A 16,355-nucleotide genomic window follows, 5' to 3' on the forward strand; every position below is an offset into this window, starting at 1 on the left:
TAAAATTTAATTATAATCAGCTCCAAAAATAAATAATCTGGAGCTGATTTTTGAAATTAAAACAATGAGACATTTTATATCAATACTATTTTTCTTCTATTGTTTAAATATTTTTACACAAAAGAATAATTATTATGGTAAAATCACATATGAACAAGTTACTAATTTCGGTTTTGAATTTACAGAAAAATACGAATTAGTTTTTACCAGAAACTGGTCTTACAGCGAAGAAATAAATATTCAAGAAAAAGAGAACTATCAAACCACTTCTAATGATGATAATGGTATCTCAACTATAAATGTTGTTGGAAGAAAAAATAAAACACCAAAATATTTTTACAATACAAAAAGTGAGTTTTATTTTAGAGATAATTTTTCTGACCAAATCTTTACTGTTCATGAGAAGCCAGACTTCCCTGAATGGAAACTGATAAATAAAACAAAAAAAATTGGTAATTTTGAATGTAAAAAAGCAACTGTTAATTTTAGAGGTAGAACATATTTTGCTTGGTATGCGCCTAATATACCTATACCTTTTGGGCCTTGGAAAGCGAGAAACTTACCGGGAATTATATTAGAATTTTATGAAGAAAATTATGTTTTTCATATAACTACTAAAAAAATAATCATTAATAACAAACTACCATTAAGAGTAATACTACCTACCAAAGAAATAGAAAACGCTATAAATATTGAGAGTTATTTAATGAAGAAAGAAAAAATAAAAGATCTTTTTTTTAAAAAATTATCTAGCAAACAGCCTAAAGGATCAAAACCTATTAAAAGAGATAAAAACTGCGAAGATTGTAATAATTCAATTCTTGAAATATTTGATTAAAACTAAACTTACTAAAAAGAATAGATCAATTATAAGATTATTTTATAAAAATAAATAAGTTAAGAACTAATCTCTGAATGAAAAGAAAAATTGCTACATCCTCAATTTTTATAATTGTTTTTTTTATCAAAGTGAATTGCTTTTCGCAAACAAAAATTACTGGCTTTGTAAAAGATGGAAAAAACTCTCTTTTTTCTGCAAGTATTGTATTAAAAGATAGCGTAAATATTATAGATTACACCTATTCCCAAGAAAATGGAACTTACGAACTTTCCGCCCAAAAAAAGGGGGGATTCAACCTTACTTTTTCTTCTTTAGGGTACAAGTCTAAAACTATTTTTTTTGAGATTAATAAGCAAACAACAATAATTATAAATGCAATTTTAGAAGAGCAACCTTTTGAATTAAATGAGGTTATTATTGCAGCTGACAAAGCTATTAAAGTAAAAAAAGACACCATAACTTTTAAAACTAAGTTTTTTGTAAATGGTACAGAACAAACTGTAGAAGACTTACTAAAAAAAATACCGGGTTTAAATATCGATAGCAAAGGCACTATAAAAGTTGGCAATCAAGAAATAGAAAAATTAATGATTGATGGGGATGATTTATTTGAAAAAGGCTATAAAATACTTTCTAAAAATATGCCTGCTTACCCAATTGAAGAAGTAGAAGTTTTAAAAAGATATTCTAACAACCGTTTATTAAAAGGCGTTGAAGAAAGTGATAAAGTTGCTTTAAATTTAAAAATGAAAGATGATGCCAAACGGATTTGGTTTGGCAATACCACAATTGGTTTGGGGAATGACAGCTTTTATGAACTAAAAGGGAACTTAATGAATTTTGGTAAAAAAAATAAATATTATTTTTTAACCAACCTTAACAATATTGGTATTGATGCTACAGGCGATATTGAAAATCTAATAAGACCTTTTAGAGGAAATGAGCCTGGTAGTATTGGTGATGATATGCAAGTTGGGAATTTGTTGGATTTATCTGCTGGAAATTTAAACTTTAAAAGAAGCAGAACTAATTTTAACAATGCAGAATTACTCTCTTTAAATGCCATTTTTAATCCTACGAAAAAAATAAAAATAAAAACACTCGGCTTTTTTAATTGGGATGAAACTGATTTTTTTAGAAATAGTATCGAAAACTTCGACACAAACAACATCAACTTTACCAATACAGAAGATTTTACGTTGCGTAATAAAAAGAGAATAGGTTTTGGAAAACTTGATTTTACCTACAATATTTCTAACACAAAAATGTTAGAAAGTGTTACAAAATACAATGATGGCTTTTCTGATGCAAATTCTGATTTAAATTTTAATGGCAATGCAACTCTACAAACTCTTCAAAACAATAATCAACTTTTTGACCAAAAAATAAATTATACTAATAAATTTAAAGACACGAAAGTTTTTCTTTTAACTGGAAGGTTTATTAATGAAGAAACGCCTCAAAATTATACTATAAATCAGTTTTTTTATGAGGATTTATTTCCAAATGCTACAAACGCAAATAATGTAACCCAACAAAGCACCAATAAAATGACTTTTGGTGGTGTAAATGCACATTTATTAGATAGAAAAGAAAACGGCAATTTATTAGAAATACAACTAGGAAACGAATTTAGAAAAGATCATTTAAAAACCGTTTTTAATTTGTTAGAAGATGAAAATAGTATTGAAAGCCCAGCTGATTATCAAAATGAAACAACCTATTCAACAAATAACAGTTATCTAAAAACAAAATACCGATACAAAATAAAAGATTTTGCCCTTGTTGGTCAATTAGATTTTCATCAATTATACAATCGTTTGGAAACTGAACTTGAAGTAAAAGATGAAACTCCATTTTTTATAAACCCAAGTTTTGGTTTAGATTGGAAAATAAATGGTAAAAATAAGATTATGTCTTCCTATTCCTATAATTATAGAAATGCTGGCATTTTAGATGTTTATGATGATTTTGTGTTAACTGGTTTTCGATCATTTAATAAAGGAACAGGGAATTTTAATCAGTTGAATTCCTCGAATTTTATTTTTAATTATCAGTTAGGCAATTGGAGCGAACGCTTTTTTGCCAATACCTTTTTTATCTATAATAAGAATTATGATTTCTTTTCTACCAATGCTATTATTCAACAAAATTACGCTCAAAACGAAAAAATCTTAATAGAAGATCGTGCCTTTTTAAGCATCAATACTAATATTAATTATTATTTTAACTTTATATCATCAAACCTAAAATTAGATTTGAGTTATTCTAAAAATAATTTCAAAAACATCATCAATAACTCTAATTTAAGAGAAATTACATCAGAAAGTTACAATTATGGAGTTGAAATGCGTTCTGGTTTTGCGGGGGTATTTAATTATCACTTTGGTACAAAATGGAATACAAACTCAATACAAACAACCATCAAAAATTCATTTACGGATAACACTTCTTTTTTAGATCTATCCTTTCTTTTTAGTGACAAGTTTGATATTAACCTGCAATCTGAACGTTACTTTTTTGGCAATTTAGAAAATGACAACACTTATTATTTTTTAGATGCTGAAGCAACTTATAAGTTATTAAAAGACAAATTAACGGTACGTATTTCTGGCAAAAACCTTTTCAATACTCAAAAATTTAGAAACTTTTCTATTAGCGATTTTGGTTCATCTACCACAGAAATTAGATTACTATCAAGATATATTTTACTTAAAATGGAGTATCGTTTTTAATTTATCTTATCTCATTTCCTAAAAAACTAGCTAAAAATTAAAATATCAATAAATTTACCTGTGTCTTCACCCAGTTTTTTGTAAAAAAGCAAGTTTTTGTTTGTTTGTTTCCATTTTTTTTCAAAATTTATAAGTTTTTAATAATGACTTGATCCCCCATTCCTAAAAACTTGCTGGCAATTAAAAAAAAGTGTTTATAATTAGCGCACATTCTTTTTTACCGAACTTTACCAAGAAGATTTTCTTGGATGTTTTTTTGAACGTAATTGTTATGTTCTTTACAATAAATTTAAAATAAATTTTGAAATAATTAAAAACCATTGGTTTAAACCAATGGGTTAAAATATTATAATATGAGAAACATTATTACCATATTAACTTTGATAATATCACTTCAATCTTTTGCACAAAATTCTTATGATATTGAAAATAGAAAAGGAAAATTATTTTTTAATGCTGGTGTAGAATATAGAATTACACCAATATATCAAAATGGTGCTGAACTTGATATTATTAATACTAGAGGTGCTATTTCTGTTGATGCACAAAGTTCTGGTACAGCATTAAATTTTGGTTTAAACTATTTTATAACTAAAAACTTATCACTTGGATTTTCAAACTCATTTCGTTACGATATTATTACTCAAAGATCTACTGAAATATCAGGAGATTTTGGGTATAGTCCAGCTAAAAACGATTTAATTTTTGGGTATCATTTTTATTTAGATTATCATTTTAAGGTATTTAAAGAAGCTGAACTTTTTGTAAGGTTAGGAAAATCATTTTTAAACAGAGGTACAGAATTTGAAACAAAAACTAGGTTTTTTGATAATAGTGGAAACCCAACAATAACCGCTTTTAGTAAACAAGACACAGCTTATGAACCTTGGAATTTTGCTTTAGGTTATAAAAAAAATAAATTAAACCTAATTTTAGGTACATACACGTCATCTATTACAGAATATTTTGTAGATGGTTCTAGTTTTATAGTGCCTTATTTAAATTTAACTTACAATTTTGGTAAGTTATAACTAGCAAAATTATGATATTAAAATAAGTTGCTTTCTTACAAAAAATTAAAATAAAGCTTAAAAAGACCTCAATTTCGAAGTCTTTTTAAGTTTAATCAATACTATTTTTAAATGTCAAAACTTCACTCCTACCTTTTTTAAAAATCTTGTTACTGGCAAATTTCCCTTTTCTCAATTCTTTTTGAACTTCAAAAGATAATTGAATCATTTCTTGGCAATCTGTAGAGCAGGTATTTTCCATGCTTTCTGAACAGGCATCACATTGAATAAAGAGCAAGTGACATCCTTCATTGGCACAATTTGTATGTGTGTTGCAAGGTTGGCCACATTGGTGACAATTAGAAACTACATCATCTGTAATTTTTTCTGCTCTTCTTTGATCAAAAACAAAATTCTTACCAATAAATTTATTTTCTAAACCTTCGTCATTTACTTGGCGTGTATATTCTATAATACCCCCTTCTAATTGAAAAACATTTTTAAATCCTTTGTGTTTGTAATACGCAGAAGCCTTTTCGCAACGAATTCCGCCCGTACAATACATCAACAAATTTTTATTTTCTTTGTTGTCTTTTAAATCTTCTTCAATAATGTCTAAAGAATCTCTAAACGTGTCTACATCTGGCGTTAGCGCGCCATCAAAATAACCAATTTCACTCTCATAATGGTTGCGCATATCTACACAAACCGTATTGGTATTTGCCAACATTTCGTTAAACTCTTTTGCATTTAAGTGCACTCCTTTATTGGTAACATCAAACGTTTTATCATTTAAACCATCGGCGACAATCTTGTCTCTAACCTTTATTTTTAGTTTTAAAAATGATTTATTATTGTGTTCAATAGCTACATTTAAACGAATATCTTTTAGAAAAGAAATAGTGTCTATTTGATTTTTTAGCTTGTAAAAATTTTCTGATGGTACGGATAACTGTGCATTAATACCCTCGTAAGAAACATAAATACGTCCTAAAACATCTAAAGAATTCCATTCTAAAAATAACTTATCTCTTAAAATTTGTGGGTTTTTAATGTGATAATATCGATAAAAAGAAATGGTAATTCTATCTTTACCCGCTTTATCAATTAACGCAGCGCGTTTTATGGCGCTTAACTTATTGTACAGTTGCATGCTATACTTTTTTTATGCTGAACTTTTTAAACTTATTTTAAGAATAAATATTTTCAGCTTTTGTTGATTTATAATTTCTAATAGGCCGTAAAATTACAATTTTTAACGTGATTTTTTAATTTTTAAAACAGGTTTCACATATTTTCACGGATAACTGCTTAATACTAGTCTTTGCGAAGTTTGCTTTTTTGCAAATTGAAGCAATCTATAAATTAAATAAGAGTTCTTTAAAAAAACAATTCTCCATTATCTTGTCATTTCGACCTTTTGGGAGAAATCCCATAATACTAATGTATAAAAGACTACAAAACTTTATGTAATTTCTCCCTTTAATCGAAAAGACAAAATTGCGAGTTCTTATTTAAACACAAATTTTTATCATGATGTAATCTTGAAAATGCTAAAAGCTAGCAAATAAGTTTAGCCCAGATCGAAACGACATCCTTTTTTATTTCTCATAAAAAAGATATAGTGGAAAGCTGGAAACCTGTATACCGGCCAGGCAGGTAGCAACAAATAAAAATAATTGGTAGCAATTTACAGATTGCTTCAGTCATACTTCTTATACAAAGACGAGGATTTAAAAAAGTTAAATTTTAAACAATCCAAATTATATTGGTAAATATTTATTAAAATAATGGTCATATTTTAATTTGTTCTCATCTTTGCAATACAAAATAAAAAAGTAATGAAAGTAGCAGTAGTAGGCGCAACAGGAATGGTTGGCACAGTAATGTTAAAAGTTTTAGAAGAGCGTAATTTACCAATCACAGAATTAATTCCTGTAGCATCTGCAAGATCTGCTGGTAAAAAACTAACCTATAAAGGAAACGAGTATACTGTGGTTACTTTAGAAGATGCCGTAAAAATGACCCCAGATATTGCTTTATTTTCTGCTGGTGGTGATACTTCTTTAGAATGGGCACCAAAATTTGCAGCAGTTGGTACTACGGTAATTGATAATTCTTCTGCTTGGCGAATGGATCCGACGAAAAAATTGATTGTTCCAGAAATTAATGGTAATGTTTTAACTGCGGATGATAAAATTATTGCGAATCCTAATTGTTCTACGATTCAACTAGTGATGGCTTTAGCGCCTTTGCATAAAAAATATAAAATGAAACGGGTGGTGATTTCTACCTACCAATCTGTTTCTGGCACTGGCGTAAAAGCCGTGCAGCAATTAGATAATGAAGAGGCTGGTATTGATGGTGAAATGGCGTATCCTCACAAAATAGGCAGAAACGCATTGCCTCATTGCGATGTTTTTTTAGAAAACGGCTACACCAAAGAAGAAATGAAATTGGTAAAAGAACCAAAGAAAATTTTAGGCGATGCTTCTTTTTCTGTCACTGCCACTGCTGTAAGAATTCCTACTGCTGGCGGACATTCTGAAGCTGTAAATGTGCAATTTTTAAATGATTTTGATGTTGATGAAGTGCGCCAACTTTTATCGGAAACACCTGGTGTTATTGTGCAAGACGATTTAGCGAATAATGTGTACCCAATGCCAATTAATGCACACAATAAAGATGAAGTGTTTGTTGGGCGTATTAGACGCGATGAATCTCAAGAAAATACCTTAAATTTGTGGATTGTAGCCGATAACTTAAGAAAAGGTGCTGCAACAAACACAGTTCAAATAGCTGAATATTTAATAGCAAAAAATTTAGTCTAATACATTTATGGCAATATTTCACAAAGTACACATACAAGAAGTAAAAAAAGAGACCGCAAACTCGGTTTCTGTATTATTTAAAATACCTGAAAACTTACAATCAGATTTTCAGTTCACGGCGGGTCAATACATTACGTTACAAACAGAAATTAAAGGCGCACTCACAAGACGTGCGTATTCAATTTGTTCTACTCCAGAAAGTGGCGACCTTAGAGTTTCTATAAAAGCAGTAGAAAACGGCGTGTTTTCTACGTACGCAACTTCTCATTTAAAAGCAGGAGACGAGATAGAAATTACAGCTCCTGAAGGGCGTTTTTTACTGAAACCTGAACCTAATAAAAATTATATTGGTTTTGCGGCTGGCTCTGGTATTACACCGATTTTATCAATGGCACAATCGGTTTTAGAAAATGAACCAACATCTAACTTTACGCTCGTTTATGGAAATAAATCTGCCGATGAAACCATGTTCTATTCAGAATTAAATGCGCTAAAGGCGTCTTTTTCAGGAAGATTTAAATTGCATTATATCTTTAGTAGAGAAAATGTAAAAAATGAATTACAGGGTAGAATCGATAAAAGTGTAACCAACTACTTCGTAAAAAACATGTACAAAGAAACCACTTTTGATGCGGCTTTTTTATGCGGACCAGAAGGAATGATTAATACTGTTTCTAAAACACTTAAAGATAACAAAATAGCTAAAGAAAACATCCATTTTGAACTCTTCACGGTTTCTATTGATGAAGAAGCTGTTTCTGAAATAAAAGAAGGAACTACAGAAATTACGGTATTGTTAGACGAGGAAAAAACGACGTTTACCATGCAACAAACTGATGATATTTTAGCAGCAAGTTTGCGTAACGAGTTAGATCCTCCTTATTCTTGCCAAGGCGGGGTTTGTAGTTCTTGTTTGGCAAAAGTTACTGAAGGAAAGGCCATTATGGTAAAGAACTCTATTTTAACCGATAGTGAAGTTGAAGAAGGTTTAATTTTAACCTGTCAGGCACATCCTACAACCTCAAAAATTACGATTGATTTTGATGACGTATAGATAAAAGGTGAAGTAAAAATAATACATATTAGAAGTAATAAAATAAAAATCTTTATGCATAAAGGTTACTTCTACTATCTAAAATTTAATATCATACTTTTATAACATGGATATTTACGATTTTAAAAATGCAATTCTAATAGGATTTTTCATGGCTTTCATGATAGGTCCTGTTTTTTTTATGCTCATTCAAACCAGTATTTTAAAAGGCGCAAAAGCTGCTATTGTTTTTGATTTAGGTGTTATTCTTGGTGATATTTCTTTTATTTTAATTGCCTATTATGGTAGTAGATCTTTACTAGAAAAGATTAAAGACGACCCAAGATTATTTTTTATTGGTGGTTTGGTTTTAATTATATACGGCTTAATCACCTATTTTGATAGCCAAAATAAAAAAGAAGCTATTGCATCTGCTAAAAGCATTGCCGTGCCAATCGTGAAAAATAATTATCTTAAATTATTTTTAAAGGGCTACTTTTTAAACTTTATAAATATTGGGGTTTTGGCTTTTTGGCTAGGAACCGTTTTAGTGATTGGCCCCACTTTGCACATGAATCAAAATGCCATTTTTCTATATTTTTCTGTAATTATTGTTGCTTATTTTCTCACTGATTTGGGCAAAATATTTTTAGCCAAACAATTAAAAGACAAAATGACCCCCGCAGTAATTTACCGCGTAAAAAAAATAATGGGTATTATTTTAATTGTGTGTGGTGTCTTTTTAATATTAAAAGGATTTATTCCGAATGAAAGAATAGAAGAACTTATTCAATAAAAAAGAGGTTTTACATGCGTAAAACCTCTTTTCATTTAAATTACATACTCGTTATTTTGTAAGCGTGTTGTTCTCTAAATTAATGTCTGCCATTAAACCACTGGCATCAATACTTACAGATTTAACCGTTTTAGAAACCTGAAAGGTATATGTTGGGTGCGCCCAAGTCCAATCTTCCAATACAGTTGCAGCCGTTGGCTTAGATCCTCTCATGATTCTTAATGGTATATTAAAATCTTCTTTAGTACCATCTTTATACGTCACTTCTACATCTATCGGCATTGGCATTTGACCAATTCTTTCTAAAGTTACTTTTCTATTTTCAATCGATTTGATACCGTAATCGATAGTATGTGTCGTTTGCGTCCATTCATTTAAATACCAATCTAAATGAATTCCTGAAACTTTTTCCATAGAACGCTTGATATCATTTGGTGTTGGATGTTTAAAACTAAAATCTGTAAAATATTTTTTAAGACCGTTTGCAACATTTTCTTTACCAATTACATACTCTAATTGCGATAAGAAAATATTCCCTTTAGAATAACTAGCAACACTATACGCCGTATTGGTATTATATCGATCTGCATGCGTAGCTAAAGACTCTTCATAACCCGCTAAAACAACAGCTCTATATCCTGTGTAAGAGCCTAAATGTGGATTTACTTCACCTTCATTCAGAATTTCATTTACTGCTTTGTTAGAAATATACGATGTAAAACCTTCATCCATCCAAGGATGTAAACTTTCATTAGACGCTAACAAAAACTGAAACCAAGTATGTGCCATTTCATGCGCTGTAACTCCAAATAAACTGCCAAATTTACGTTTACCAGTAATTAAAGTAGCCATAGCATATTCCATTCCGCCATCTCCACCTTGCACTACAGAATATTGTTTGTAGGGATATTGACCAACATTTTTAGAGAAATAAGTCATTAATTCTGCTGTTTTTGGCTGCAAATTTTTCCAATTCTCTAAATACTTCTTTTCAAGATTTTTCTTGTATAGGAAGTGTAAATCAATTCCGTTTTCCATTTTTAAAATATCATGCTTGTATTCTGGATCTGCAGCCCAAACGAAATCATGCACATTTGGCGCTTTAAAATGCCAAGATAATTTGTCTGTATTGGCAACCTTTAAAGGTTTACTAATATCTTCATACCCATGACCTATTTCTTGCGGATTTTGTAAATATCCAGAACCGCCGATCACATAGTTTTTATCAATGTGAATAGTTACGTCAAAATCTCCCCAAACCCCATGAAATTCTCGCGCAATATAAGGAGGTGTATGCCACCCTTGAAAATCATATTCCGCCATTTTAGGATACCATTGCGACATCGATAAAGCGACACCTTCTGCACTATTTCTTCCAGATCTTCTAATTTGATTTGGCACTTGTGCATCAAAAATCATATCAAAAGTTACACTTTCTCCAGCTTTAATAGGCTTATTTAGCGTCACTTCTAAAATCGTTCCTACGGTTTCAAAAGAAACTGCTGCTCCATTTTGTTCCAAAGAATTTACCTTAATGAAGCCAATTTCAGAAGGTGATAATTTCGAGATTTTATCTCCGATTTTAGAACTTGGATCTGCAATGTTTAAAGAACGAACATCCATTTGAGAGTCTGGCTGAAATGCATTGAAGTACAAATGATAAAAAACCTTTTCTAAATCGTCTGGAGAATTATTAGTATACACTAGTTTTTGTGTTCCTTTATATTGATAATTATATACATTCATATCAATATCCATAGTGTAATCTACATGCTGTTGCCAATAACCATCAACACTAGAAGACAATTTATTTTGCAAATGCGTAACATTTTTAGTTTCTGCACATGAAATTATGATGATTAGTAGTGATAATAAAAAAAATACTTTTCTCATTTTTAAAATTTATTTATTGGTTGATTTAATTAAAAACATTAAGATTCTCTATATGTTTCAGTCTTATTTTTTGTTGGATAAAAAATCTGCTAATCTTAAAGCATTGTATGCGTTTACTACTCTCCCTGAAACTGATAAATCTGAAAAAGAGATCATTTCTCCTTCAGGGTTTTCTGGGGATTGAGAACCGGGCTTAATTACTTCAAAATTAACTTTTACACCAGAAGTCATCAAAATATACTTTACTTCTTTTGCTGATAAATTAGGGTAATAAGAACGAATTAATGCAGCAACTCCAGATGTTGATGGCGCTGCCATTGAAGTTCCGCTTAAGGGTTCATATTCATCTTTCGGAACGGCGGAATACACATCTACTCCTGGCGCAAAAACATCCACATTTATTTTTCCATAATTAGAAAAATCCGCAGGTAATTTTTCATTAAAATACAAACTACTTGCACCAATTGTAATTACATTGTTAGTAAATTCGGTTAATAAATCATCTGAATCTGTTGGATAGCTTTTTCTTACATCCATATCTTTACCCTCATTCCCCGCTGCATTTACGATTAAGACATCTTTGCGTTCTGCATACTTTAAAGCCTCATAAACCCACTCTTTGTTGGGTGAAAAACGTTTACCAAAACTTGTATTGATAATTTTTGCGCCATTATCTACTGCATATCTAATCCCTAAAGCAACATCTTTGTCATGCTCATCCCCATCGGGCACAACTCTAACCGTCATTATTTTTACATTGTTTGCAACACCAACCGCTCCCAAATTATTATTTCTTGATGCAGCTACGATTCCTGCAACATGTGTTCCATGTTTTTCTAAATCCTTGTTACCAATTACATTATTATTTCCATAAAATTTATCGGTAATGTCAAATAAATCATCTCCCAAAGATTGACGAACATTTAGTTCTAAATCATAGCCTTTCATAGCTTTTTTAATTTCTTTTGTGTAGTCTTTAATTTGACTATAATATTCTTTTAAACCTGCCTCTTTCATATCCTGTTTCAAAATATTTTGAACATTATTAACTTGCATTACGAGCTTAAGGCTAGACGGACTTAATTTTTCTAAAATAGTTTCGGTTAAAGTATCTTTTTTAGCGAATTTCTTAACGGCATCAAAATCTTCTTGAACACGCTTTAAATTAGATAAAGTGCCTTCCATTTCTTGAATTTCATAGTTTTTCTCTGTTATCGTTGCAATAAATTCATCCTCAAATTTTAAATATTCCTGATAAGATTCTTCATCTTTTTTAGCAATTTCAGAAGCTTTTTTAGCAGCAAATTGTGCTCTACCTTTTTTAACAATTCTTGTAATTTCTAGTTGATCTGCATTTACAATTTTACCAGCTGCATTTCCTAAAAAATTCCATCCAAAAATATCATCCACATAACCGTTTTGATCATCATCTTTATTGTTACCCTCTATTTCTTTAGCGTTTATCCAAACCACATCTTTTAAGTCTTCATGTTCCACATCAACACCAGAATCTGCAATGGCAACAATAATTTCTTTGCCTTTTTTACCTTTTAAAAATTTATAAGCTTTTTCTAAACTCATACCAGCAATAGAATCTTTCTCAATATCTGCATGAGACCAAGTTTTCATTTCTTCATCTGTCAACGCTACTTTTTTAGCAGGAGTTGTTAGTATTTCATTAAAAACTGGAACTGTAGTAACTTTTTGGGTAACGGAACAACCTGCAAAAATAAGCGCAAGTGCAGCGCAACCAATAAATGAATTTATGTGCTTCATTTTTATAATATCTTAATTAAAAATTTCTGAAAATGTATGTGTAGTATCTAATCGTATTCCTTTTTCTGTATGTTTTACGGTACAAATTTCATTGTAAGCATCGTGCTCTAAAAAAAGGTAATACTCATTGTCTGCAGCCTCATTTAAAAAAACTTCTTTTTCTTGAATCGTTAACAAAGGCCTTGTATCATAACCCATCACATAGGGTAGCGGAATGTGCCCAGTTGTTGGTAATAAATCTGCCATAAAAACCAATGTTTTTCCTTGATATGCAATTTTTGGCAACATTTGTTTTTCTGTATGCCCGTCCATCAATAAAACATCAAAACCAATTTGATCTTTGGCGTTTTTGTTGATAAAATTTAACTGTCCGTTTTCTTTTATCGGATTGATATTCTCTTTTAAGAACGATGCTTTTTCTCTTGGGTTGGGTTCTGTTGCCCATTGCCAATGTTCTTCATTAGACCAAACTTTAGCATTTTTAAAAGCAGGAATTAGCAACCCGTCTTTGGTTCTTTCAATAACCCCTCCACAATGATCAAAATGTAAGTGTGTAAGAAAAATATCTGTAATATCGTCTCTATGAAAACCTAGTTTCTTTAACGAAGCATCCAAAGAAAACCCGCCAAATAAATAATAGTAACTATAAAACTTATCTGATTGTTTTGCCCCTAAACCTGTATCAATCAACGTTAAACGGTTGCCATCTTCAATAAGCATACAGCGCATACTCATGTCTATTAGATTATTGGAATCTGCAGGATTTGTTCTTTGCCAAATCGTTTTGGGCACAACACCAAACATTGCGCCGCCATCTAATTTAAAATTACCAGTTTCTATAGGGTATATTTTCATCTTCTAGGTTTAAAATAGTTTTGACAATGTTAAAAACAACATATCAACTAAATCATAATTATTAAACTCACAATGTACTAGTTTTACAAAGGTGAAGAAAAATTGATGTTATTTTGTTAATAAAACTGTAAATATTTTAACAAAAAATTACTCTCTAATCGTTATTTTTTGTTCGATCTCCTCGCCAAAATCATCAACAACAGTAAGATTGTATTCGCCAATTTTAGGTACTATTTGCAACTCATGTATTTCTTTTGTTGTGCCAACATACGTTTCATTTACATACCAATATAAAGTTGCTTCTCTATTAGAGTGCGCTACTTTTAAAATAAGCTCGTTCTTTTTTCCATCAAAATCTTTAGGTAAAAAAACAGTGGTTTTTTCTGTTGGATAGATAAATTTCATTCCATTTTTAACAGCTCCCAAACAATCCTTTCTAAATTTTGGCATCACTTTATAAAACGGATTTTTATCCTTGTAGTAATATTCCATTAATGGTGGCAATACAAACCACGATTTTTGTTCGATATTCTCTAAAGATTCACAAGAAGTATTTACCTGATAATTTTCTGATCTATCAATATTTATAAGCACATGAAAAGGACAAGGCGCTGTTTTTAAACCTGAATTCTGAACATACTCTAGCTTTTTACTTTCACAAATTGCGGTTGCTCTAAATCCGCTTTTTATACAAATTTCTATTTCGGTCATTTCATCAAAAGGCTTTTCAAACCAATCTGAATTTGGTAATTTATCAAACACATCAAATAAAATTGGCGCTGCAGATTGTGCACCAACCAAACCCGGCCTTCCCTCTCCATCTGCATTTCCAACCCAAACCCCAACAACATAGTCTTTTGTGACGCCAATTGCCCAAGCATCTCTAAAACCAAAACTAGTGCCTGTTTTCCATGCAATTTGTTTTGACGAATCAAAAAACTCCCAGTTCTGTTCAGCATTTGGCCTGTTTACATCTTTTAAACTTTCAAAAGTTAGGTAGATCGAAGCGGCATCAAAAATAATTTTTTCTGGTGATTTTTTCCCAAAATCTATTGTTGAATCTGCATAAAAAGTAGGCTCGCAGAATTCATTTGTAAAATATCTACTAGAATTTTCTGTATAATGATTTAGTGTGGATGCCATCGATGCATAGCTTTTACATAAATCCCATAGGTTGCTTTCTGCGCCACCTAAAGCAAGCGTTAAGCCGTAATAACTTGCGCTTTTGCTAATATCTTTCAACTTCAGTTTTTGTAAATAGTCATGAAATTTTTCCAAACCAAATTTTTGCAACATTCTTACCGTCGGCACATTTAAAGATTTTGACAACGCCAATTTTGCTGATACTGCTCCTGAATACTTTTTATCAAAATTTACAGGCTGATAACTACCATAATTCGTAGGAATATCTGCGACCAAAGTATTTGGCAATAATTCGCCACTATCTAACATAGCCGCATATAAAAATGGTTTTAAAATACTACCTGTACTTCTTGGTTTGGTTATTATATCCACATCTTTTTGATGTTTATTTGTGGTGGGCGAATTCCCAACATAAGTCAATACCTTTCTTGTTTTTACATCTAAAATCAATACAGAAATATTATGAATTCCGTTTTTACTCAATTGATGATACTGATTTTTAACAATTGCATTTGTTTGCGTTTGTAAACGCTTATCAATGGTCGTTTTTACAATTTCACCTTTTTTTACTTTGTGAATTCTTTGTAATAAATGAGGTGCAATTTGTGGTAAATTATAAGGTTTTTCAGGAATTTCTTCTAAAATTGATAATTCATAAGTCAGCGTATCAATGACATTTTTAGTCAATAACTTTTTTAATAAACGATTTCTTTTTGCTTCTAATTTCTGTTGATTTTTCCCGGGATACATCAAATTTGGTGCATTAGGCAACACCGCTAAAGTTGCAGACTCAGACCAAGATAAGTTGGTCGGTTTTCTATTAAAATAGCGCCAAGAAGCCGCATCTAAACCCACAACATTGCCTCCAAAAGGCGCATTAGAACTCCAAAAAGCAAGAATCTTTTCTTTAGATGCTCTAAACTCTAAACGTGTTGCCAAAAACAATTCTTTCAGCTTTTCAACATACGTTCTTGACTTGTTATCTCGGCTCAATCTTATTACTTGTTGCGTAATAGTACTTCCGCCTCTTTTTACACTTCCTGATGCTAAATTTTGTTTGAATGCTTTAAAAATAGAGACAGGGTTAAAACCAGGATGTTGATAAAAATATTCATCTTCAAACTGAATTAAACAGGTTTTAAATTTCTCTGGAACTGTATCATTCTGCGGAAATCTCCATTGACCATCTTTTGCTATTAATGCTCCTAAAAGCTCGTTTTTAGAACTTGTAATTACGGTGGATGTTGGTTTTGTAAATAATTTTTTCGGTAAACAAAATGCATATAAAATTAATAAAACAACCACAAAAATTATTTTCTTTTTATGGCTTTTTAAATATATTATTAAATGGGCAAGGGGCTGAAGCCCCTTGCTATTGAAAGTTTTTGTGCTTGTTATTTTCAATTTTGATTTTTTTATCCATCCTGCAAGGTTTCAAAAAC

Annotated in this window: 11 protein-coding genes; 6 read left to right on the plus strand and 5 right to left on the minus strand. The window is 30.7% G+C overall.

Translation table 11 applies throughout. The features are described from left to right. Positions 1 to 64: 64 nt before the first annotated feature. The 3 genes from ES044_RS10275 to ES044_RS10285 all read left to right on the plus strand — a co-directional run bounded on the left by ES044_RS10275 (position 65) and on the right by ES044_RS10285 (position 4,607). Positions 65 to 838 carry a GLPGLI family protein gene (locus ES044_RS10275; RefSeq protein ID WP_147119257.1) on the plus strand — a complete coding sequence of 258 codons (774 nt, stop codon included), beginning with the start codon at positions 65 to 67 and terminating at the stop codon, positions 836 to 838. A 77-nt stretch (positions 839 to 915) separates the two neighbouring features. Next, positions 916 to 3,576, plus strand: a complete 2,661-nt coding sequence (locus ES044_RS10280; protein ID WP_147119259.1) for a carboxypeptidase-like regulatory domain-containing protein — start codon at positions 916 to 918, stop codon at positions 3,574 to 3,576. Positions 3,577 to 3,929: 353 nt separating this feature from the next. Further along, a complete protein-coding gene (locus tag ES044_RS10285; RefSeq protein WP_147119262.1) occupies positions 3,930 to 4,607 on the plus strand; it encodes a hypothetical protein in 678 nt (225 codons plus the stop codon). A 91-nt stretch (positions 4,608 to 4,698) separates the two neighbouring features. On the opposite strand, the gene ES044_RS10290 is transcribed toward ES044_RS10285, so the two are convergent. After that, the gene (locus ES044_RS10290; protein WP_147119264.1) at positions 4,699 to 5,739 is read right to left on the minus strand and encodes a rhodanese-related sulfurtransferase; all 1,041 of its coding nucleotides are present in this window, start codon (positions 5,737 to 5,739) and stop codon (positions 4,699 to 4,701) included. 688 nt (positions 5,740 to 6,427) lie between these two features. Between ES044_RS10290 and ES044_RS10295 the strand changes: the two genes are divergently transcribed. From ES044_RS10295 to ES044_RS10305, 3 genes are all read left to right on the plus strand, one after another. Next, positions 6,428 to 7,417 carry an aspartate-semialdehyde dehydrogenase gene (locus ES044_RS10295; protein WP_147119265.1) on the plus strand — a complete coding sequence of 330 codons (990 nt, stop codon included), beginning with the start codon at positions 6,428 to 6,430 and terminating at the stop codon, positions 7,415 to 7,417. A 7-nt stretch (positions 7,418 to 7,424) separates the two neighbouring features. Further along, complete coding sequence (locus ES044_RS10300; protein ID WP_147119266.1) at positions 7,425 to 8,471, plus strand: ferredoxin--NADP reductase; 1,047 nt, start codon at positions 7,425 to 7,427, stop codon at positions 8,469 to 8,471. A gap of 106 nt (positions 8,472 to 8,577) precedes the next feature. After that, positions 8,578 to 9,246 (plus strand): LysE family translocator, encoded by a 669-nt coding sequence (locus ES044_RS10305; RefSeq protein WP_147119268.1) that lies wholly within the window; start codon positions 8,578 to 8,580, stop codon positions 9,244 to 9,246. A gap of 51 nt (positions 9,247 to 9,297) precedes the next feature. Here ES044_RS10305 and ES044_RS10310 read toward each other — a convergent pair whose 3' ends face one another. The 4 genes from ES044_RS10310 to pbpC form a co-directional block, all read right to left on the minus strand. After that, positions 9,298 to 11,139, minus strand: coding sequence for a M1 family metallopeptidase (locus ES044_RS10310; RefSeq protein ID WP_147119270.1), 1,842 nt, complete (start codon positions 11,137 to 11,139; stop codon positions 9,298 to 9,300). A 63-nt stretch (positions 11,140 to 11,202) separates the two neighbouring features. Further along, positions 11,203 to 12,915 (minus strand): S8 family peptidase, encoded by a 1,713-nt coding sequence (locus ES044_RS10315; RefSeq protein WP_147119271.1) that lies wholly within the window; start codon positions 12,913 to 12,915, stop codon positions 11,203 to 11,205. Positions 12,916 to 12,927: 12 nt separating this feature from the next. After that, entirely contained in the window at positions 12,928 to 13,770 is an 843-nt protein-coding gene (locus ES044_RS10320) for an MBL fold metallo-hydrolase (protein WP_147119273.1), read from the minus strand. A gap of 147 nt (positions 13,771 to 13,917) precedes the next feature. Then, positions 13,918 to 16,311 carry a penicillin-binding protein 1C gene (pbpC, locus tag ES044_RS10325; protein WP_410524685.1) on the minus strand — a complete coding sequence of 798 codons (2,394 nt, stop codon included), beginning with the start codon at positions 16,309 to 16,311 and terminating at the stop codon, positions 13,918 to 13,920. Positions 16,312 to 16,355: the final 44 nt, after the last annotated feature.

Origin of the sequence: Polaribacter sp. IC066, from assembly GCF_007997085.1 — a bacterium.
Classification (GTDB): domain Bacteria; phylum Bacteroidota; class Bacteroidia; order Flavobacteriales; family Flavobacteriaceae; genus Polaribacter.